Below are 19,782 nucleotides of genomic sequence, written 5' to 3' on the forward strand. Positions count from 1 at the left end.
AGACTAGGCACGGGCCGCGCGCTGGGCCGGGAGCACCGCCGCCAGGACCGCGGCGAGGGCGGCCAGGGCCACGAACGCGGCCAGCTGCCCGACCGGCACGCGCAGCAGCGGGTGGATCGCGCCGAAGCCGGCAGTGGCGGTCAGCCAGCCGTAGAGCACGCCGAACGCGACCCCGCCGAGCGCCCCGGTCAGGGCCATGAGCAGCGCCTCGGTCAGCAGCATGCCGCGCAGCTGGCCCCGGGTCAGGCCGAGCGCCCGGACCAGGGCCGTCTCCTGGGCCCGCTCCAGCACCGAGAGTGACAGCGTGTTGCCGATCCCGATGACCGCGATGACGAGCGCAAACCCGAGCAGCGCGGCGATGATGGCGACGATCTGGTCGATCGTGGCGCTGCGCTCGTCGCGGACCTCGGCCAGGTCGGCCACCTGGACCAGCGGATGCTCGGCCAGCACCGCGTCGAGCTCCGGGCGGGTCTGCGCGGCCGCCCGGCCCGGCGCCGCCTTCACCAGCACCATCGCGTCGTTGTGGACGTCGGGGAACAGCGCGGCGAAGTCGGCCTCGGCCAGCACGACGTCGCCGACGAAGCTGGCGCTCTGGGCCACCTCGGCCACTGTCACGCTCAGCTGCCGGCCGCCCGCCACCAGGTCGATCCGCGAGCCGACCGCCCGGGCGCCGAGCGCGTCGGAGGCGGCGGGCACGACGGCCGTGCCGGGCCGCACGGGCATCAGCCCGGCCGCCGGGTCGAGCGTGCCGACCAGGAGGTCGCCGGACCGGCCCTGGCGGACGGGGGCGGCGATCGGGAAGCCGGCCGCGCGCACCTCGCCGGCGACGGCGGACGGCACGAGCTCGCCCGGGACCGACGGCGTGAGGATGTAGTCGACCGGGAAGGCGATGTTGAGCTGCTGCTCGGCCGTCCGGTTGACGGTGGCCGCGACGGTGCCGCCGCCGGCCATCAGCGCCACCCCGATGAGCAGCGTCGCGGTGGTGGCCGCGGTCCGGCCCGGGTTGCGGGAGGCGTTCGCCGCCGCCATCTTCGCCGGCACCCCGAACACCCGCCCCGGCAGCCACCCGAGCCCCCGCACCACCGGGCCGACCAGGCGCGGCGTCAGCAGCAGGAGGGCCAGGAAGTTGCCGATCCCGCCGACCATGACCAGCACCATCGCCTGCAGCGCCCCGCCGGTGCCGCGGACCCCGGCCACGGTCAGCGCGGTGCCGCCCAGCGCGGCCAGCGCCGCCAGGACGAGCGTGAGGCGGCGGAAGGCGCCCGACTCGGGCACCGCCGCCCGCAGCGCCGCCATGGGCCGGACCCGGGCCGCCCGCAGCGCCGGGGCGACAGCGGCGCCGACGGTGACGAGCAGGCCGAGCAGCGGGCCGGCGAGCAGCGGCAGCGGGGTCAGCACGACGTCGCCGGCGGGCAGCCCGACGAGCGAGGACAGCCGGGACAGGCTGAAGGCGACGAGCACGCCGAGGCCGGTGCCGAGCACGGACCCGGCCAGGCCGACCTTCGCCGCATCCGCGAGCACCATCCGGAACACCTGCCCGCGCCCGGCGCCGACACAGCGCAGCAGGGCGGTCTCGCGCAGCCGCTGGGCCATGACGATCGTGAACGTGTTGACAATGACGAACGCGGCGACGAGCACGGCCACCAGCGCGAACAGGCCGATGCCCACGAGCAGCCCGCTGAGCTGCCCGGACGCCTCCTTGGCCAGGTCCTTGCGGAGCTGCTCGCCGGTGCGGGCCAGCGCGGGCGATCCGGCCCCGGCCCGGTCGCGCACGGCCTTCGCATCGGCGCCCGGGCGCAGGGCGGCGACCACCTCGCGGTAGCCGGAGCCGCCGGTGAGCCGGGTCAGCTCGCTGTCCGTGACGACGACTGTCGAGGCCCGGCGGCCCTGGAAGCCGGTGACGTCGACCAGGCCGACGACCCGCACCTGCTGCCGCTGCTCCTGCGCGTCGACGACGGTGACCGCGTCGCCGACGGCCACGCCGATCCGGCCCGCGGTGCGGGTGTCGAGGGCGGCCTCCCCGCCCGCCTGCGGCAGCCGGCCGCTCGTGACGTCGAACGGGCGCAGCACCGCGACCGTGCCGGCGTTGATGCCGAAGCCGGGCTCGCCGAGGTCGGTGACGAGCCGGCCGCGCCGGTCGAGCAGCGGCAGCCGCTCGGCCCGGCGGCCGTCCGCGCCGTCGACGCCGGGATCGGTCCGCAGCGCGTCCAGTGTGGACGGTGGGAGGCGGGTGTCGCCCCGGGCGGTGACGGCGACGCCGACGTTGCGGGCGGCGCGGGCGTACTGGTCGTAGAGCGCGGCCTCGGCGGTGTCGCGGTAGATGAGCGTGCCCGCGACGAACGCGACGGCGAGCGCCACAGCGACGAGGGTCGGGATGAAACGGCGGGTGTTTCGCACGTCAGCCGCCCAGCCGTCGGAGCCCGGCGAGCACCAGATCCGGCGTGGGCTCCGGTATCTCGTCGACGATGCGGCCGTCGGCCAGCAGGACGGCCCGATCGGCGTGGCCGGCGGCCACGGGGTCGTGGGTCACCATGACGACCGTCTGGCCCATCTCCTTGACGCTGCGGCGCAGGAACTCCAGCACGCCGGCGCCGGTGCGCGAGTCGAGGTTGCCGGTCGGCTCGTCGGCGAAGACCACGTCGGGCCGGCTCAGCAGTGCCCGGGCGCAGGCGACCCGCTGCTGCTGGCCGCCGGAGAGCTCGGACGGCCGGTGCCGCAGCCGGTCGGCGATCCCGAGCGTCGTGACGAGCTCGTGCAGCCAGCCCGGGTCCGGCTTGCGACCGGCCAGGTCGAGGGGCAGCGTGATGTTCTGCTCGGCGGTGAGCGTCGGCAGCAGGTTGAACGACTGGAACACGAAGCCGACCCGGTCCCGCCGCAGCCGGGTCAGCGCCCGGTCGGACAGGCCCGTCAGCTCCGTGCCGCCGATGCGCACCGAACCGCCGTCCACCGTGTCCAGCCCGGCCAGGCAGTGCATGAGCGTCGACTTGCCGGAGCCGGACGGCCCCATGACCGCGGTGAACTCCCCCGCCGCGAACTCGACCCCGACGCCGTCGAGCGCGCGCACGGCGGTATCGCCGGAGCCGTACACCTTCACCACATCGGCGGCCCGCACCGCCACGTTGACTGTCACGGCAGTGACGCTAGGTTTCGCGACCGCCCGCGTCGTCTGCGCGAGGTTGTACTACCTGAGGAGGACGAGCGACTCGGCGACGGCGGCCGGGGACGGCATCGCGGCGATCTCGGCGGCCAGCTCGGCCGCGCGGATCTGGTACCCGTCGTCGCCGAGCAGCTTGCCCGCCTCGATGCGCACGGCCGCGGCGCACCGCTGCGGGAACGGGATGCTGCGGGCCGCACCGGCGGCGCTGAGCCGCTCGGCGATGGCGAACTGGTCGCACATCTGGGGCATGAGCAGCTGCGGGCGCCCGGCGGTAAGAGCGGCCATCGAGCTGCCGGAGCCGCCGTGGTGGACGAACAGCGCGCAGCCGGGCAGCAGCTGGTTGTGGGGGATCCAGCCGATGCGCTGCACGCCGGCGGGCAGGTCGGCGACGTTGTGCACGCCCGCGCCCGAGACCACCACCTCGACGTCGAGGTCGGCCAGGCCGTGGACGGCGGCGGTGAGCCCGTCGACGCCCTCGGGGATCGGTACGGTGCCCATCGACACGCAGACCCGCGGGCGGGTCGGCGGCTGCAGGAGCCAGTCCGGGATGGTGCAGGCGGCGTTGTACGGCACATAGCGCATCGGTGTCCCGCCCGGCACTCCCCCGAGGCTGGGCGGGCAGGTGTCGATCGTGAGCGCCGGCGGGTCCACGGCGACGCCGTCGTAGAGCGCATCGAGACGGTGCCGGACGTTGTGCAGGGCCCGCTCGTGCTCGGCGGGAGGAACCGGAAGCCCCCAGTGCTGCAGCACCCAGGGGATGCCGGCCTTCGTCGCGGCCAGCGGCCCGGAATACTCGACCGGCTCGGTGACGACGAGGTCGGGCCGCCAGGCGCGCACGAGCGCGTCGATGTCGTCGCGGGTGCGCTCGGCCAGGGCGACGAACACATCCAGGTCGAGCTCCTCGTTGCCGCCGAGGTCGCGGCCCGGCGGCCACAGCTCGAAGAACGAGGCGTCCCCGCCGACGACGGCCGCGGTCAGCCCGGCCCGGCGGACCTGCTGGTGCAGCGGCTGCGGTACGGCCACGAGCACCTGGTCGCCGCGCAGGTGCAGCGCCCAGGCCAGCGGCACCATCGAGAACAGGTGGCCGGGGGCCGGGTTCATGGTGAACAGGACGCGCATGTGCTCACACTCCAAGCGAGACGGGGAGGTCCTCGATGCCGCGCAGCATGGTGCCGGGCGCGCGGTAGCGGACCGGGCCGGCGATGCGCAGCGTCGGGAACCGGCGCAGCAGGCGGGGGAAGAGCACCTGGGCGTGCAGGCGGGACAGGGCGGCGCCGGGGCAGAAGTGCCGGCCGGCGCCGAAGCTCAGGGCGGCCCGGGGCGGGCGGCGCAGGACGTCGAAGCGGTCGGGGTTGGTGACGTACCCCGGGTCGCGGTTGGCCGCGCCGACGAGCCCGAGCACGGCCATGCCGGGCTGGACCTCGACGTCGCCGAAGCGGGCCGGGGCCATGGCGATGCGCACGGCGATCTGCACCGGCGGCTCGTAGCGCAGGATCTCCTCGACCGCGGGGCCGGCCGCGTCGTCGTCGCCGATGCGGACCAGGGCGGCCTCGTCGGGGTACGACAGGAGCAGCCGCGCACCGAGGGTGACCAGGCTGGCCGGTGAGTCGTAGCCGGCCCCGAAGAGCAGGACCAGGTCGCCGAGGTACTGCTCGCCCAGGTCGGGCCGCAGCCGCCGGACCATCGGCAGCAGCCCGGTCTCGCGCTGCGCGGCCAGGGCCTCGAGCGCGTCGATGAGCTCCTCGCCCGCGGTGGCCATCTCGCTGCGCTGGCGGGGCGTCATGAACGGCTCGAACGCGGCCGAGGCGACCCGGGCCGCCTCCCCCAGGCGCAGCGCGTCGGCGTCGGGGATGTCCAGCAGGCGGCCGGTCACCAGCGACGCGAACGGGATGGCCAGGGCCTCGACCAGGTTGACCGGGGAGCCGTCGGCCAGCCGGGCGGCGAACCGGTCCAGGCACGCCTCGGCGGTGGCGATCGTGTCCGCGCGCAGCTCCTCGGCCCGGCGCGGGACCAGCCGGCGCGCGAGGGCGGCCCGCAGCTCGGTGTGCACGGCGCCCTCGCGCCAGCCGAACGACTGATACAGGCAGCGCACGATCCGCACGTCCTGCCAGTTGTGGGTGAGCCGGGCCGGGTCCTCGCCGGGGCTGGCGAATATCGGCTCCTGGAGCAGCCGGGTCACGTCGGCGTGCCGGCTCAGGACCACCGCGGCCGCCTTGCCGGGCAGGTCGATGCGCAGGACCGGGGTGCGCTCGCGCAGGGTGCGGTAGTGGGCGTACGGGTCGGTCAGGGCCCGGGGCCGGACCAGGTCGACGAAGAGCCGCTCGGCGTGGCGGCGCTCGGCGTCGGCCCAGAACCGGGCCAGGGCGGCGACGGTCAGCCCGGGCTGCTCGAGGTTGGGGCTGTGCGACGCGTCGGGGATGATCTCGAGCTCGGCGCCCATCCGGCCGGCGTAGCCGGCGAAGTCCTGGGCCGACCACAGGCGCTGGTCGCGGTACCCGTGCATGAGCAGCACCGGCAGCCGGGTGGCCCGCAGGTCGGCGCCCCGGTCCGGCTCGGCGGTCAGCGAGCGCAGCGCGCCGTGCAGGAAGGCCAGCCGCATCCCGGCCAGGCGGCGGCGCCAGAACTCGCGGCGGTCGGTGTCCCGCTCGGGGACCAGCCGCCGCACGACCGGCCACATGACGGCCGCGCCCTGCAGGGCCAGGGTCTTGTCGAAGCCGGCCAGGAGCCTGCGGTGCTTGGCCCCGTCCATGCCGGGCCCGGCCCCGATGAGGGTGACGGAGAGCAGCAGCTCGGGCCGCATGAGGGCGGCCGCGCGGGCGACGAACCCGCCGTAGGAGTGCCCGACCAGGTGCACCGGCCGGCCCGCGCTCTCCACCACGGCGACCAGGTCCTCGGCGTGCTTCGCGATGGTGTGCGCCTCCGGCGACTCGTCGGCGAGCTCGGCGTAGTGGCCGTGGTAGTCGTAGGCGTACGCGTGGTAGCCGGCCCGGGCGATCGCCGGCAGCACCGGGAGGAAGTCCTCCTTCGACCCCACGACGCCGGCGCACAGCACCACCGCGGCATTGCGGTCCGTGCCCACCGGCGGGCGGGTCAGCAGCGCGGCGACCGGACCGCGGGCGGTGTCGAGGACGACTTCGGAGTCACTGAGCGTGAGCACAGTACCACAATAAAGGCTTTCGTCCGTTTTGTACGCTTACCCGCCGATCATTTTCCAGGCGCGCGCCCCGCCGAGGACCCCGGCGGTGCCGGCCGCGATCGTCACGTCGTCGCCGAGCCGGGCCACGGACTCGGCGTCGATGAGCGCCGCGTTCCCGCCGCCGATGTAGAGCCGGTCCCACCGGAACACCGGCCGCAGCCCGTCCACGACCCGCCGCACCCGCCGCGACCAGTGCGCGTTGCCCAGCTCCCGGCGCTGGATCTCGCCGATGTAGGTGTCGTAGGTCCTTCGGCGCCGGATCGGCCCGTGCGAGAGCTCCAGGTGCGGGGCGAGGACGCCGTCGTCGAAGAGCGCGTTGCCGAGCCCCGTGCCGAGCGTGATGACCAGCTCCAGGCCGGTGCCGACGACGAGCGCCGCCCCGTGCACCTCGGCGTCGTTGAGCACCAGGACCGGGCGGCCGAAGGCGTGGCTGAGGGCGGCCCGGGCGTCGTAGCCGGTCCAGGCCGCGTAGAGCTCGGGGTCGACGGGCGTGTACGGGCCGGCCCGGTTCACGTAGTGCGGGGTCGCCACCACCCGGCCGTGGCGGATCATGCCGGGCAGGCCGACGGTGACCCGCTCGGCCGGTGGGAGCTGGCGCTCGATGTCGAGCATCGTGCGGATGAACCGCTCGGGCGGGAACGGGTACGGCGTCGCGATCCGGATCGGGCCGCCGGCCAGCGCGTCGGAGTCGTCGACGACGGCCGCCTTCAGCCCGCCGCCGCCGCAGTCGATGGTCAGCGTGTCACCCACCGGTGAAGTGTGCCCCCGCTTGCCGGAAACCGCCGCTCCGATCACCGAAAAGCCACATTGATCACCGCGGCCGACCGCTCGGCGCAGTGGCCGACCGCTCGGCGCGCACGGGTTTACGTCGATTCTCACATCGTTGACAATCAATGCGCCGGCAAACCCCCGCAGACACCTGCACGCCGCCTCCGCCAGGGCGGCGTGCAGGCCATTCCCCCTTGAGGGAGGACTGCTGTGCGACGACTCCTGACCACCGCCGGCCTGATCACCGCCATGATCGCGGCCGCGCTGGGCGCCGCGACGCCCGCCTTCGCCGAGTCCAACGGCGGCGTCAAGGTGATGCCCCTCGGCGACTCGATCACCGACGGCTACAACGTGCCGGGCGGCTACCGCATCAACCTCTGGCAGCGCCTGGCCGCCGGCGGCTACACCGTGGACTTCGTCGGCTCCGGCTCCAACGGCCCGGCGAACCTCGGCGACCACGACCACGAGGGCCACTCCGGCTGGCGCATCGACCAGCTGGACGCCGCCATCGTGGGCTGGCTGCAGGCGTCCGCGCCGCGGACGATCCTGCTGCACATCGGCACGAACGACATGAACCAGGACTACGACGTAGCCAACGCGCCGGCCCGCCTGTCCGCGCTGATCGACAAGATCCGGGCCAACGACCCCGGCGTCGAGCTCTTCGTCGCCCAGATCACCCCGGAGAGCAATGCCACGTACGAGGCCCGGGTGCAGGCGTACAACGCGGCGATCCCCGGCATCGTCGCGCAGAAGGGCGCCAAGACCCATCTGGTCGACATGCACAGCGCCATCACCACCGCCGACCTGGCCGACGGCGTGCACCCCAACGCCGCCGGCTACGACAAGATGGGCCTTCGCTGGTACTCCGCGCTGCAGTCCGTCCCCGCCAGTCTCCAGGGCGGCGGCGTGCTCCCCACCGGCACCGCGGGCGGCGTGACGAACCCCCAGTCCGGCCGCTGCCTGGACGCCTACGGAGCCGCCACGGCCAACGGCACCCAGGTCATCATCTGGGACTGCCACACGGGCACCAACCAGTCCTGGACCCGCACCGCCGCCGGCGAGCTGCGCCTCTACGGCACCAAGTGCCTGGACGTGAACGCCAACGGCACCGCGAACGGCACGAAGATCCAGATCTGGGACTGCAACAACACGCCCGCCCAGAAGTTCACCTTCAACACCGACGGCACCGTCGTGGGCACCGGCTCGGGCAAGTGCCTCGACGTCAACGGCGGCGCCACCGCCAACGGCACCCTCGTGCAGCTCTACCAGTGCAACACCAGCGGCGCCCAGAAGTGGGCCCGCCGCTGACCTCCGGGACGGCGGATGCGGCACCGCTCAGTGCAGGACCGCATCCGCCGGCAGGGTCCACAGCCGCGCGGCACCGGCGAGAGGGGCGTGCTCGCCGAGGCGAGCCGGAAGCACCACCACGCGCTGGTACGTCAGCACCCGCGCGAGCGCCGCCTGCAGCAGCGGCCACAGCGCCGGACGGCCGAGCGCGACGGCGCCGCCGACGGCCACCGCCTCCAGCCCGGCGGCCAGGGCGAAGTTGGCCACGCCGAGCGCGAGGGACTCGGCGTACGCCGCCCAGAACGCCTGATCGTCGACCGACTCCAGCGGCCGGCCGAGGCGCCGCCGCAGCGCGCCGCCGCCGGTAAGCGTCTGCAGGCACCCGGTCTGCCCGCAGTCGCAGGGCAGCGGGTTGCCGGCCACGAGCTGGTGCCCGACCTCGGTGGTCAGCCATACGCCGCCCAGGCGCAGCGCCGCGCCGACGCCGGTGGACAGCGTCAGGTAGCCGCAGCGCTCGAAGCCCTGCAGCGCCCCGGCCAGCGCCTCGCCGACCAGGCCGCAGGTGGCGTCGTGGGCGACCCGCACCGCAACGCCGAGCAGTGCGGACAGGTCGGCGCCGAGGGGGCGGCCCTCGTAGTCGCGCAGGTTCAGCGCCACTCGGACCGTGCCCGCCGCCGTGACCCGGCCGCCGAACGAGACGCCGACCGGGGCGGTGGCGCGCGGCACCGCTTCGGCGAGGCGGGCGAGCTGGTTGTCGTACGACGGTTCCGTGCGCAGGCGCACCCCGGACGAGACACGCGTCCAGGTGCCGCCGATGTCCAAAGAAATCGACACGATTCAGTGTAGAGGCGTGTCGATATGTGTGGGAATCTGGTCGTGGTTCACCCCACCGCCATGGAGGACCACACATGAAACGACGTCCGACCCTCCTCGCCGCCGCCCTGCTCCTCGTCGCCACCCAGCTGATCAGCCCCGGCGCCGCGGCCGCCGCGACCACCGTCACCATCAACGGGACCGCCGCCGGGCGCACCTTCGACGGCGTCGGCGCCATCTCCGGGGGCGGGGGCAACAGCCGCCTGCTGTACGACTACCCGGAGCCGCAGCGCAGCCAGATCCTCGACTACCTGTTCAAGCCCGGCTACGGCGCCGCCATGCAGATCATGAAGGTCGAGGTCGGCGGCGACACCAACTCGACGAGCGGGGCCGAGCCCAGCCACCAGCACACCGCGGGCGATCTCAACTGCAACCGCGGCTACGAGTGGTGGATGGCCGAGCAGGCCCGGGCCCGCAACCCGCAGATCAAGCTCTACGCGCTCGCCTGGGGCGCGCCGGGCTGGATCGGCAACGGCAACTTCTGGTCCGACGACATGATCAACTACTACGTGAAGTTCCTGGACTGCGCGAAGAACAGCCACGGGCTGACGTTCGACTACATCGGCGGCTGGAACGAGCGCGGCTACGACAAGGGCTGGTACGAGCGGCTCAAGGCGTCCCTCACCAGCCACGGCTACGGCAACGTGCAGGTGGTCGCCGACGACACCAGCTGGGCCCCGGCCGACGACGTGGTGAGCGATCCGGCGTTCGCGGCCGCCGTCGACGTGCTCGGTTCGCACTATGTGTGCGGGTACCGCGGGTCGCAGTCGAACTGTCCCAGCAGTACCAATGCGATCAACAGTGGCAAGAAGGTCTGGGCGAGCGAGAACGGCTCCGACGACTACAACCTGGGTGCCGTCGCCCTGGCCCGCGGGATCAACCGCGGCTACCTCGACGGGAAGATGACCGCGTACATCAACTGGCCGGTCATCGCCGCTATCACGCCGAACATCCCGTTCCCGACGATGGGTGTCGCCCTGGCCGCGCAGCCGTGGTCGGGCAACTACTCGATCGGCCGGAACACGTGGGTCATGGCGCACACGACCCAGTTCACCGCACCCGGCTGGCGGTATCTGGACTCGGCGTCCGGATACCTGGGCGGGAACCGGGCCAACGGCTCCTACGTGACGATGCGCGATCCCGGCAGCGGCAACTACAGCGTCGTCATCGAGACCCTCGACGCGACGGCGGCGCAGCCGTTCACCGCGACCGTCACCGGCGGGCTGTCCACCGCAGCGGTCCACGTGTGGTCGTCGCTGCTGTCGAGCACCAGCCCGGCCGACTACTTCACGCAGGGCGCGGCCGTGACGCCGGTCAACGGCACCTTCTCGGTGACGCTGCAGCCGGGCCGGGTGTACACGCTCAGCACGACGACCGGCCAGGGCAAGGGCACCGCGAGCGCGCCGGCCGCCGGCTCCCTGGCGCTGCCGTACTCGGACAACTTCAACTCCTACTCGATCGGCCGCGAGGCGAAGTACCTGGCCGACATGCAGGGCGCGTTCGAGATTGCCCAGTGCGGCGGGACGCCGTGCGTGCGGCAGATGTCGCCGCGGGCCCCGATCACCTGGGACACCCTCAGCGACCCGTACGCGCTGCTGGGCGACCTGGGCTGGAGCAACTACCGGGTCTCGGCCGACGTGCGGCTGGAGCAGGCCGGATACGTCGAGGTGATCGGGCGGGCCGGCACCCAGCACGCCTTCGGGCCCGCGGGCCTCGACGCGTACTACTTCCGGCTCGCGGACACCGGAGCCTGGAGCGTGCTGCGCAACGACGTCAACAACACCATGACGACGCTGCGCAGCGGGACGGTGGCCGCGCCCGGGACCGGCACCTGGCACAACCTCGCGCTGAGCATGTCGGGCACCAGCCTCACCGCCCAGGTCGACGGCGCCACGGTGGCGACGCTCACCGACGCCGCCTGGTACACCGGGCAGGTCGGCATCGGCACCAGCCAGGGCGAGACCGCCCAGTTCGACAACCTTTCGGTCACCGCCGTGGCCGGCCCGCCCCCACCGGTCAGCGGCCAGTTGGTCGGCGCCCAGTCCGGCCGCTGCCTCGATGTGCCCAACCAGTCGACGACGAACGGCACCCAGCTCGCGATCTGGGACTGCAACGGCGGCGCCAACCAGCAGTGGACCCAAACCTCAGGGACGCTGCGGGTGTACTCGAACAAGTGCCTCGACGTGCTGAACAACGCGACGACGGCCGGGTCTCCCGTGGCGATCTGGGACTGCAACGGCGGCGCGAACCAGCAGTGGACCGTCGGCTCCGACGGCACCGTCAAGGGCGTCCAGTCCGGCCTGTGCCTGGACGTCACCGGCCAGGGCACCGCGAACGGCACCCCGGTCGAGCTGTGGACGTGCAACGGCGGCGCCAACCAGCGCTGGACCCGGTAGCGCTCCCCTAGGGCCGGGGCGGCTTCCACCCGGTCCGGTCCGGTCAGGGCTTCGCTATGACCGGGCCGGCCCGGGGCCCGGTTTCGCGGGCGCCCCGGCCAGGAAGCCGGCGACCAGGTCGGCGAGCGCGGGCCGCCCCCGGCACGGCTCGTTGTGCCCCGCGCCCGCCAGCACGTGCGTCCGCGCGTCGGGCATGGCCGCGGCCAGCCTGTCGTTCATCGTCCGGTAGTAGTGCCCGCTCCTGGCCCCGGCGATGAGCAGTGTCCGGGCGGTGACCCCCGAGTAGTCCGCCGCCGTCGTCGGTGTCGCCGCGACCTCCTCGGTCTCCAGCATCGTGCCCGGCAGGAGCCCGCCCATCATCTTGCCGACAGGCGTCTTCAGGAACAGCCGGCACATCGCCACCCGCACACCGAACGGCAGCCCGCCGAGGTTCAGCCCGCCGCTCATGACCGCGAGAGCCCGCGGGATGTCGCCGGCGTCGACGTACGCGCGCATCTGCGGGATGTAGGCCGTCGGGAACACGTTGTCCACGTTGACGGTCCCGTCGTACAGCACGATGGCGTCGAGCGGCAGCTCCAGCGCGGCCCGCATGACGACGAGCCCGCCGAAGCTGTGCCCGAGCACGCTGCGCGCCCCGGTCCGCTCCAGCACCGCGGCCAGGTCGGCGATCTCGTCGTCGACGGTGTAGCCGGGCGGCCGCGGCCCCGCCTCCTCGCGCCCGCGCCGGTTGTACAGGTGGACGTTCACCCGCCCGGCCAGCCGCTTGGCCAGCGGCTCGTAGTACCGCTTCGTGATCGCACCGCCGTGCACCACCACCAGGTCCATGAACCCTCCCATATCTGCGAACGCTGTTTGCAGTTTTAGGGTAGTGTCATGGGAACGCGAGGTCCAGTGCCAGGCTTCAGCCGCGAGCAGATCGTGACGGTGGCCGTCGCGCTCGCCGACGCCGAGGGCCTGCCGGCCGTCTCCATGCGCGCGATCGCCGGGACGCTGGGCACGGGCGCCGGCTCCCTGTACCGCTACTTCCCGTCCCGCGACGCCCTGCTGGACCGGATGGCCGACGCCGTCATCGGCGAGATCCCCCCGTTCCCGGCCGCCGCCGACCCGATCGACGCCCTGCTCCAGGTGGCCCGCCGCCAGCTGACCGTCTACAAGCGACACCCCTGGCTCATCGAGGCCATCCAGCACGTGCAGTCCCTGGGCCCGCACGGCCTGGCGTACTTCGACCACTGCCTCGGCGCCCTGGCCCCGATCCAGGCCACGACGACGGCCAAGTTCGAGGCGGTGGCCATGATCACCGGCGTGGTGGCGATGTTCGCCCGCCCCCAGCCCGCGGGCCTCTCCTTCGCCGGCGTCGACCTGGCGCGGTACCCCAACCTGGCCGCCGCGATCCAGGAGGCGTCGGCCGGGGCGATCACTCCCCCGCCGGACGTCCCCGACCTCTTCGAGCGGACGCTGCGCAGCCTCCTCTCGGGTCTGCTGGCCTGAGCCGGCCCGGCCGATCACTGCCGGCCGGCGCCGCGGGCATCGGGGTCATCCGGGCGGCGGGCCGGCGTGGCGCAGCAGGCGGCGGCCGAGGTCCGCGACCTCGGTGCGCAGCTCGGGCGGGCGCACGACGGTGAAGTCCCAGCCGAGGCCGGCAAGCATCTGGGCCATGCCGCTCAGGTGCTCGGCCCGGCAGGTCAGGCGGGTGGCGCCGCCGGGGGCCGGGGTCGCGGTGCCGGCGGTCGCCGGGACGCGGCGGCGGACGTCCGCGACCGGGGCGTGGAGGAGGACCTCGACCTCGTGGCGGTACGGGACGGCGGCCAGGGCGTCGACCACGTGCGCGGCCGGGTCGAAGGACGGCGGCGGCTCGAAGGTGTCGGCGGTCAGGGCGACGGCCTCGATGCGGTCCAGGCGCAGGGTGCGCAGTTCGCCGCTGCGGTGGTCCAGGCCCGTCGTGTACCAGCGGGCGTTGTGGAACACCACGCCGTAGGGGTCGAAGTCGCGGGTCGTCTCCTCGCCCCGCCACGAGCGGTAGGTGAGGCCGACCCGGCGACTGTCGCGGACCGCCTCGCCGATGGCCAGGAGGTGCTGGACGTCGAACAGGCCGGCCGCGCGGGGCGGCTGGGTGAAGCCGAGAGTCTCGCGGACGGCCCGGACCCGCTCGCGCAGGGCGGCCGGGAGGACCCGCTCGATCTTCGCCAGGGCCGACGCCCGGGCCGGGGCGCCGACACCCAGGCCGAGGCGTTCGGCGGCCAGCAGCCCGAGGACGACCGCGACGGCCTCGTCGTCGCCGAGCATGAGCGGCGGGAGCCGGAACCCGGGCGCGAGCCGGTAGCCGCCGTAGCGCCCGCGCCCGGCCGACACCGGCAGGCCCAGGCCGGCCAGGGCGGCGGCATAGCGGCGCACGGTGCGCTCGTCGATGCCGAGCCGCTCGGCCAGCTGCGGGCCGGTCAGCCCGGGCTGGGCCTGGAGCACCTCCAGCAGCGCGAGCACGCGCCCGGTGGACTGTGACACAGGCCACTCCAATGCCGACACCAATCAGGGCGGGATCCGCCCGGATGCCACTTTAGCGTCGAGCCATGACGAACTTGATCCTGGTCCCGGGCATGTGGCTCGGCGCATGGGCGTGGGACGCGGTGGCCGAGCCGCTGCGGGCGGCGGGGCACGGCGTGACAGCGGTGACGCTCGGCGGGCTGGCCGAGCGGTCGGGCGAGGCCGGCTCGGCGACCCTCGAGTCGCACATCGACGACGTGGTGGCCGCGGCCGGGCGGGCCGCCGGGCCGGTCACCCTCGTCGCGCACAGTTACGGCTGCTTCCCGGTGCGCGGGGCCGTCGAGCGGCTCGGAGACCGGGTGACCCGGGTCGTGTACGTGGACAGCGGCCCGGTGCCCGACGGCGCCTCCCAGGCCGAGTACGGCGGCAGCGAGCCGGACCCGAGCGGCGCCGACGTGCCGCCGCCCTCGTTCGACCCGGCCGACGATCCGCGCCTGTTCGCGGGCCTCGAGGGCCGCTCCGCGTGGATCCGCGAGCGGGCGACGCCGCACCCGCACGCCTCCGTAGCCGCGAAGCTGCACCTGAAACGGCCCGAGCAGCCCGCGACCGACCTGGTCATCTCCACGTTCACCAGGGAGAACGTGGAGCAGATGATCGCCGCCGGGCATCCGTTCTTCGCCGGGCTCGACCGCCGCGACTACCGGGTGCACGAGCTGCCGACCGGGCACTGGCCGATGTTCAGCCGCCCGGCCGACCTCGCCGCGCTGCTCGACCGGCTCGGCTAGTCGGCGCGGGTGTAGACGGTCGAGGCGTTCTCGTCGGTCAGGGACTTGGCGGTCCAGGAGTTCTTCGAGCACTCGTACGGCTGCGGGTTGTTGTGCGGCGCGACGGTGTCGGTCACCGGGTTGGCGCCGTCGATCTTGACGGTCATGGCCACCGTGCTGCCGGTCGAGGTGAAGAGGATCTGGTGGTCGGCCGTCTTGAGGTCCCACTCGTTCTTCCCGGTGAACGACACCTCGACCGCCTTGCCGGTGTCGGTCCGGCCCCGGTACACCGCCTTGCTGAAGTCCTCGGTGGCCTTGCCGTCGACGCCGATCTTCCAGGTCCGCCCGTCGCCGCTGACGACCACGTCGCCGAGCTTCCTGCCGTCGAGGGTGATGCTGCTCAGGTCGATCTCGGACCTGTAGGTCGTCTGCCGCCAGTTGCCGATCAGGCACGAGTCGACCGGGCCGACCTGGGCCGGGGTGGCGCTGGGCGCGGACGCGGCGCTCGTCGCGGCCGGGCCCTGCCCCTTCGGCTCACCGGCCGGCCCGTCCTTCTTCTGCACCACCACGACGATCACCACGGCGACGGCGACGATCGCCAGGACGCCGAGGCTGGCCAGGAGCACGATCAGGCTGCCGCTGCGCCGCGGCGGCCGGGGCGCGGGCGGCTGCGGCTGGGCGTACGGCGGCTGGTAGGGCGGCTGCTGCGGCGGGGCGGAGTACGGCTGGTTCGCGTACGGCGGCGCGGAGTACTGCTGCGGCGGCCCCGGGTAGGGCTGGCCGGAGTACGGCTGCTGCGGGTTGTACTGCCCGGTGTACTCCTCGCCGGCGGGCGAGACCTCGTAATGCTCGTACGGCGGCCCTGGCTGCGTCATGGTTCCTCCCCGTTGTCACACATGCGGATACGAGGATGTCACAGGGGTGCCCGCATCGATGACGGCCGCTCCGTGAAACGTTCAGGGCGCCCGCGCTGGTCCCCGGCCCACCATGCCGCGCGCCATTGAGCTGTATCGAAGCGCTTGCTCTAATCCGGCCAACCGGAAGCGGCGGAGGGAGCGACCATGCGGTGGCGGTTGACGTACGCGGTGGCGGCGGTGGCCGCGCTGCTGGCCGGGTCGGTCGCGCTCGCGCTGCCCGGGTCGGCGGCGGCCGCGGCGGCGGTGCGCATCATGCCCCTCGGCGACTCGATCACGGGCTCGCCGGGCTGCTGGCGGGCGCTGCTGTGGCAGCAGTTGCAGGCGAACGGGTACACCAACATCGATTTTGTCGGCACGCAGGCGCCGCAGGGCTGTTCGGTCCCGTATGACGGGGACGGCGAGGGCCACGGCGGCGCGCTCGTCACCGCCGTCGCCGACCAGGACCAGCTCCCCGGCTGGCTCGCCGCGTCCCGGCCGGACGTGGTGCTCATGCACTTCGGGACCAACGACGTGTGGAGCAACAAGAGCACCGACACGATCCTCGCCGCGTACTCCAAGCTTGTCGACCAGATGCGGGCCGCCAACCCCTCGATGCGCGTCCTGGTCGCACAGATCATCCCGATGAGCCCGCCGACGTGCCCGGAGTGCGCGCAGCGGGTTGTGGCGCTCAACGCGGCGATCCCGGGCTGGGCGGCCGGGAAGACGACGGCGGCGTCGCCCGTCATCGTCGTGGACCAGTGGACCGGCTTCAGCACCGCGACCGACACCGGCGACGGCGTCCACCCGAACGACACCGGCAACCAGAAGATGGCCGCCCGCTGGTATCCGCCGCTGGCCGGCGTCCTCGGCGGCGCACCCGCCAGCCCCGGCCCGTCGAGGAGCACGTCCGCCGGGCCGAGCCCCTCGAAGAGCACGTCGCCGAGTGCCTCCTCGGCTCCCGGCGGCTGCGCGGCGACCTACACGGTGACGAACCAGTGGCCCGGCGGGTTCCAGGGCGAGGTGACGGTGCGCAACACCGGCACCGCCGCGATCGCGGGCTGGACGACCCGGTTCACGTTCACCGGCGGCGCGACGGTGTCGCAGGCGTGGAACGCGACGCTCACCCAGTCCGGGGCCGTCGTCACCGGCACCAACGTGAGCTGGAACGGCGCCCTGGCCGCGAACGGCACGGCGACCTACGGTTTCCTCGGCAACGGCACCGGCGGCACCCCGGCCGTGATCTGCAGCGCGGGCTAGGAGGCCAGGGCGAAGGCGCCCCGGGTCAGCAGCTGCGCGAACTCGCGCTCCGGCACCGCGCGGGAGAAGTGGAAGCCCTGGCCGATCGGGCAGCCCAGGCGGGCGAGCTCGCGCGCCTGGGCCGCGTCCTCGATGCCCTCGGCCACGACCTGCAGATCGAGCGCCTGGGCCAGGTCGAGGATGGCGCGGGCCAGGGCCGAGTGCTCGGGCCCGCGGGCCACGCCGTCGACGAACGGCTTCGGGATCTTCAGGATGTCGATGGGGAAGGCGTGGAGGCGGGACAGGGAGGAGTACCCGGTGCCGAAGTCGTCGACCGCGAGGCGCACCCCGAGCGCCTTGAGCTCGGCCAGGCGGCTCGCGGCGACGTCGGCGTCCTCGCTCAGGAGGGACTCGGTGATCTCGAGCGTGAGCCGGTCCGGGTCCAGTCCGCTGTGGCGGAGGGTCTGCTGGACGTACAGCGTGACAGCCGGGTCCTGCACCTGGCGCGGTGACAGGTTGACGCTGATCTTCTTGTCCAGCGCGGCGGCGGCCCGGCAGGCGATCTCGAGCACCTCGTAGCCCAGCGGCAGGATCAGCCCGGTCTCCTCGGCGAGCGGGATGAACCGGTCCGGCGGGATGAGCCCCTTGGTCGGATGGTGCCAGCGGACCAGGGCCTCGGCGCCGACGATCGAGCCGTCCTGGAGGTCGACGAACGGCTGGTAGTACACGACGAACTCGTGCCGTTCGATCGCGCCGCGCAGGTCCTCGACCAGGTCCAGCTTCTCCAGGAGCCCGGCCTGCATGCTCGGGGCGAAGTACGCGTAACGGTTGCGGCCCTGGCGCTTGGCCATGTGCATGGCGACGTCGGCGTTGCGCAGCAGCTCGTCGGCGTCCGGCGGCCGGTCCGGATCGGGCAGCGCGATGCCGACGCTGGCCTGCGGCTGGATCTCCCGGCCGCCGACGGTGATCGGCCGGCGCACGGCGTTGAGCACCCGCTCGGCCACCCGCGCCGCCTCGGCCGCGTCGTCGAGGTGCTCCAGCAGCATCGCGAACTCGTCCCCGCCGAGCCGGGCCGCGGTATCGGCCGAGCGCAGGCACGAGCGCAGGCGGTCGGCGGTGGTCCGCAGCAGCGCGTCGCCGGCCGCCCGCCCGAGGGAGTCGTTGACCGTCTTGAAGTCGTCCAGGTCGACGATGAGCAGGGCGATGTGGCGGTACGGGGTGCCCCGGCGCTCCAGCGCGTGGTGGATGCGGTCGGCCAGCAGCGCCCGGTTGGCCAGCCCCGTCAGCCCGTCGTGGAACGCCTGGTGCGTGAGCTGCCCCTCGAGCAGCTTGCGCTCGGTGATGTCGCGCGTGGTCAGCAGGTATCCGCTGCCGTCGCCGTCGTCGACCGCGCGCCCGGTGGTCTCGGTGATCACGTACCGCCCGTCGGCCCGGCGCAGCCGGCACTCGACCGGGCCCACCAGCGCCGGGTCCGGGTCGGCCGGCGCGGAGCCCGTCGAGCCGGACCCGGCGATGCCCTCGTCGCGGGTGGCCAGCAGGAGCTGTACCCGGTCGCGATCATCCGGGTGGACCAGTTCGAGCAGCGACCGCCCCTCGACGTCCGCGGCGGTCAGGCCCAGCAGCGACTCGATCGAGGGCGTGACGTACTGGATGACGCCGTCGGGCCGGCAGATCGACACCAGATCGGTGACATGCTCGGTGAGCCGGCGGAAGCGGCCCTCCGCCCGCTGCCGCTGGACCTCGCGCAGGACGTTGACGATGTCGGCCAGGCGGATCAGGACGAGCACGAACAGGACACACGACGCGGTCAGGAAGACGGCGAGCTCGGTCGACGCGGCGGACTTGATGGTGATGACGACCGGGATGAGCAGCGCCGCCACCGCCAGCAGCACCGCGACCCGCCCGCTGGACAGCCGCGGCGGGGCGGCCGGCAGCCGCTCGTCGACGTTGCGCATGTCCGGGTGCAGCGCGGCGCACCCGATGCACACGTAGAACGCGGCCCAGGTCGCGTCGACCCAGCTCCCGGCGTGGAAGTCACCGCGCAGCGCCTGCCAGGTGTACGCGGTGTCGGAGGTGAGCAGGCAGGCGAGCCCCGCGAACAGCAGCCGCAGGGGCGCACCGCGGCTGGTCCGCCCGCCGCCGAGCCGCGCCATCACCGCCAGGACCAGCACGTCACCGAACGGGTAGGCGACCGCCTGCACCCGCTCGGCGACGGTGGTGGGCTGCGTCAGGAAGGGCTCGATCAGAAAGACCCAGGTCAGCAGCGCGAACCCGATCGTCACGATCGTGCCGTCGAGCACCGCGGCCCGGTCACCGCCGGGATTCTGCCGCCGCACGAAAATCGCCAGTGCCGCGGCGAGGCACGGGTACAGCACGAGGTAGAACGCGTCGGCGATCCCCAGCGAGGGTGCGGGCTGCCCGTCGACGAGCTGCGGCCAGTAGAACAGCCACTCGCCGATGCTGTACGACCCCAGCCCGGCCGCCGCGATCCACCACGGCAACGGCCGCGCGGGCCGGTGCACGAGGATCCCGGTGACGATCGCCCCCACCGACGACGTGGCGATGGCGCCCCAGAGCACGGTGCGCAGCGGCGAGTCGGGTGTCGCGAAGTAGACCCCGCCCAGCAGCACACCGATCGCCGCATAAGCCCGCAGCAGCACCCGGCCCCCTTCGTCCCGATCCCGGGAGCCAAATCGGCCGCTTACGGCGCTCCTTTACTGTTCTGCCGGAT

Annotated in this window: 15 protein-coding genes; 5 read left to right on the plus strand and 10 right to left on the minus strand. The window is 73.6% G+C overall.

Annotation, left to right across the window (positions count from 1 at the left end):
• Positions 1 to 3: 3 nt before the first annotated feature.
• From Dvina_RS40150 to Dvina_RS40170, 5 genes are read right to left on the minus strand one after another with little or no spacing between them, the layout of a single operon-like run.
• Positions 4 to 2,397: an ABC transporter permease gene (locus Dvina_RS40150; RefSeq protein WP_223095239.1), complete on the minus strand. Its 2,394-nt coding sequence runs from the start codon at positions 2,395 to 2,397 to the stop codon at positions 4 to 6.
• A 1-nt stretch (position 2,398) separates the two neighbouring features.
• Positions 2,399 to 3,130, minus strand: coding sequence for an ABC transporter ATP-binding protein (locus Dvina_RS40155; protein WP_223095242.1), 732 nt, complete (start codon positions 3,128 to 3,130; stop codon positions 2,399 to 2,401).
• 51 nt (positions 3,131 to 3,181) lie between these two features.
• Positions 3,182 to 4,276, minus strand: a complete 1,095-nt coding sequence (locus Dvina_RS40160; protein WP_223095244.1) for a nucleotide disphospho-sugar-binding domain-containing protein — start codon at positions 4,274 to 4,276, stop codon at positions 3,182 to 3,184.
• A 4-nt stretch (positions 4,277 to 4,280) separates the two neighbouring features.
• Positions 4,281 to 6,314 (minus strand): alpha/beta fold hydrolase, encoded by a 2,034-nt coding sequence (locus Dvina_RS40165; protein ID WP_223095246.1) that lies wholly within the window; start codon positions 6,312 to 6,314, stop codon positions 4,281 to 4,283.
• Positions 6,315 to 6,350: 36 nt separating this feature from the next.
• On the minus strand, positions 6,351 to 7,103 hold the full coding sequence (locus tag Dvina_RS40170) for an ROK family protein (protein WP_223095248.1): 753 nt from the start codon (positions 7,101 to 7,103) through the stop codon (positions 6,351 to 6,353).
• Between the two features lie 228 nt (positions 7,104 to 7,331).
• Between Dvina_RS40170 and Dvina_RS40175 the strand changes: the two genes are divergently transcribed.
• The gene (locus Dvina_RS40175) at positions 7,332 to 8,429 is read left to right on the plus strand and encodes an RICIN domain-containing protein (RefSeq protein ID WP_343217058.1); all 1,098 of its coding nucleotides are present in this window, start codon (positions 7,332 to 7,334) and stop codon (positions 8,427 to 8,429) included.
• Positions 8,430 to 8,456: 27 nt separating this feature from the next.
• Here the strand turns inward: Dvina_RS40175 and Dvina_RS40180 are convergent, their stop codons facing one another.
• Complete coding sequence (locus Dvina_RS40180; RefSeq protein ID WP_223095250.1) at positions 8,457 to 9,242, minus strand: ROK family protein; 786 nt, start codon at positions 9,240 to 9,242, stop codon at positions 8,457 to 8,459.
• A 74-nt stretch (positions 9,243 to 9,316) separates the two neighbouring features.
• On the opposite strand from Dvina_RS40180, the gene Dvina_RS40185 reads away from it, so the two are divergent.
• Positions 9,317 to 11,677 (plus strand): RICIN domain-containing protein, encoded by a 2,361-nt coding sequence (locus Dvina_RS40185; protein ID WP_223095252.1) that lies wholly within the window; start codon positions 9,317 to 9,319, stop codon positions 11,675 to 11,677.
• A gap of 54 nt (positions 11,678 to 11,731) precedes the next feature.
• Here the strand turns inward: Dvina_RS40185 and Dvina_RS40190 are convergent, their stop codons facing one another.
• Positions 11,732 to 12,502, minus strand: coding sequence for an alpha/beta fold hydrolase (locus Dvina_RS40190; RefSeq protein WP_223095255.1), 771 nt, complete (start codon positions 12,500 to 12,502; stop codon positions 11,732 to 11,734).
• Positions 12,503 to 12,550: 48 nt separating this feature from the next.
• Here Dvina_RS40190 and Dvina_RS40195 point away from each other — a divergent pair, with 48 nt between their 5' ends.
• The gene (locus tag Dvina_RS40195; RefSeq protein WP_223095257.1) at positions 12,551 to 13,165 is read left to right on the plus strand and encodes a TetR/AcrR family transcriptional regulator; all 615 of its coding nucleotides are present in this window, start codon (positions 12,551 to 12,553) and stop codon (positions 13,163 to 13,165) included.
• Between the two features lie 45 nt (positions 13,166 to 13,210).
• Here Dvina_RS40195 and Dvina_RS40200 read toward each other — a convergent pair whose 3' ends face one another.
• Positions 13,211 to 14,176, minus strand: coding sequence for a helix-turn-helix transcriptional regulator (locus Dvina_RS40200; RefSeq protein WP_223095259.1), 966 nt, complete (start codon positions 14,174 to 14,176; stop codon positions 13,211 to 13,213).
• 65 nt (positions 14,177 to 14,241) lie between these two features.
• On the opposite strand from Dvina_RS40200, the gene Dvina_RS40205 reads away from it, so the two are divergent.
• Positions 14,242 to 14,940 carry an alpha/beta fold hydrolase gene (locus Dvina_RS40205; RefSeq protein WP_223095261.1) on the plus strand — a complete coding sequence of 233 codons (699 nt, stop codon included), beginning with the start codon at positions 14,242 to 14,244 and terminating at the stop codon, positions 14,938 to 14,940.
• Here Dvina_RS40205 and Dvina_RS40210 read toward each other — a convergent pair.
• On the minus strand, positions 14,937 to 15,794 hold the full coding sequence (locus Dvina_RS40210) for a hypothetical protein (protein ID WP_223095263.1): 858 nt from the start codon (positions 15,792 to 15,794) through the stop codon (positions 14,937 to 14,939). The genes Dvina_RS40205 and Dvina_RS40210 overlap by 4 nt on opposite strands.
• 186 nt (positions 15,795 to 15,980) lie before the next feature.
• On the opposite strand from Dvina_RS40210, the gene Dvina_RS40215 reads away from it, so the two are divergent.
• Entirely contained in the window at positions 15,981 to 17,072 is a 1,092-nt protein-coding gene (locus Dvina_RS40215) for a cellulose binding domain-containing protein (protein ID WP_223095265.1), read from the plus strand.
• Here the strand turns inward: Dvina_RS40215 and Dvina_RS40220 are convergent.
• Positions 17,069 to 19,711 carry a putative bifunctional diguanylate cyclase/phosphodiesterase gene (locus Dvina_RS40220; RefSeq protein WP_223095267.1) on the minus strand — a complete coding sequence of 881 codons (2,643 nt, stop codon included), beginning with the start codon at positions 19,709 to 19,711 and terminating at the stop codon, positions 17,069 to 17,071. The genes Dvina_RS40215 and Dvina_RS40220 overlap by 4 nt on opposite strands.
• Positions 19,712 to 19,782: the final 71 nt, after the last annotated feature.

This window comes from Dactylosporangium vinaceum, from assembly GCF_019904175.1.
GTDB classification, from domain to species: Bacteria; Actinomycetota; Actinomycetes; order Mycobacteriales; family Micromonosporaceae; genus Dactylosporangium; species Dactylosporangium vinaceum.

Excerpts from the sequence above, each read along its gene's own strand:
- Dvina_RS40160 (WP_223095244.1), bottom strand. The coding sequence starts at position 4,276 with ATGCGCGTCCTGTTCACCATGAACCCGGCCCCCGGCCACCTGTTCTCG.
- Dvina_RS40185 (WP_223095252.1), top strand. The coding sequence starts at position 9,317 with ATGAAACGACGTCCGACCCTCCTCGCCGCCGCCCTGCTCCTCGTCGCC.
- Dvina_RS40190 (WP_223095255.1), bottom strand. The coding sequence starts at position 12,502 with ATGGACCTGGTGGTGGTGCACGGCGGTGCGATCACGAAGCGGTACTAC.
- Dvina_RS40195 (WP_223095257.1), top strand. The coding sequence starts at position 12,551 with ATGGGAACGCGAGGTCCAGTGCCAGGCTTCAGCCGCGAGCAGATCGTG.
- Dvina_RS40205 (WP_223095261.1), top strand. The coding sequence starts at position 14,242 with ATGACGAACTTGATCCTGGTCCCGGGCATGTGGCTCGGCGCATGGGCG.
- Dvina_RS40210 (WP_223095263.1), bottom strand. The coding sequence starts at position 15,794 with ATGACGCAGCCAGGGCCGCCGTACGAGCATTACGAGGTCTCGCCCGCC.
- Dvina_RS40215 (WP_223095265.1), top strand. The coding sequence starts at position 15,981 with ATGCGGTGGCGGTTGACGTACGCGGTGGCGGCGGTGGCCGCGCTGCTG.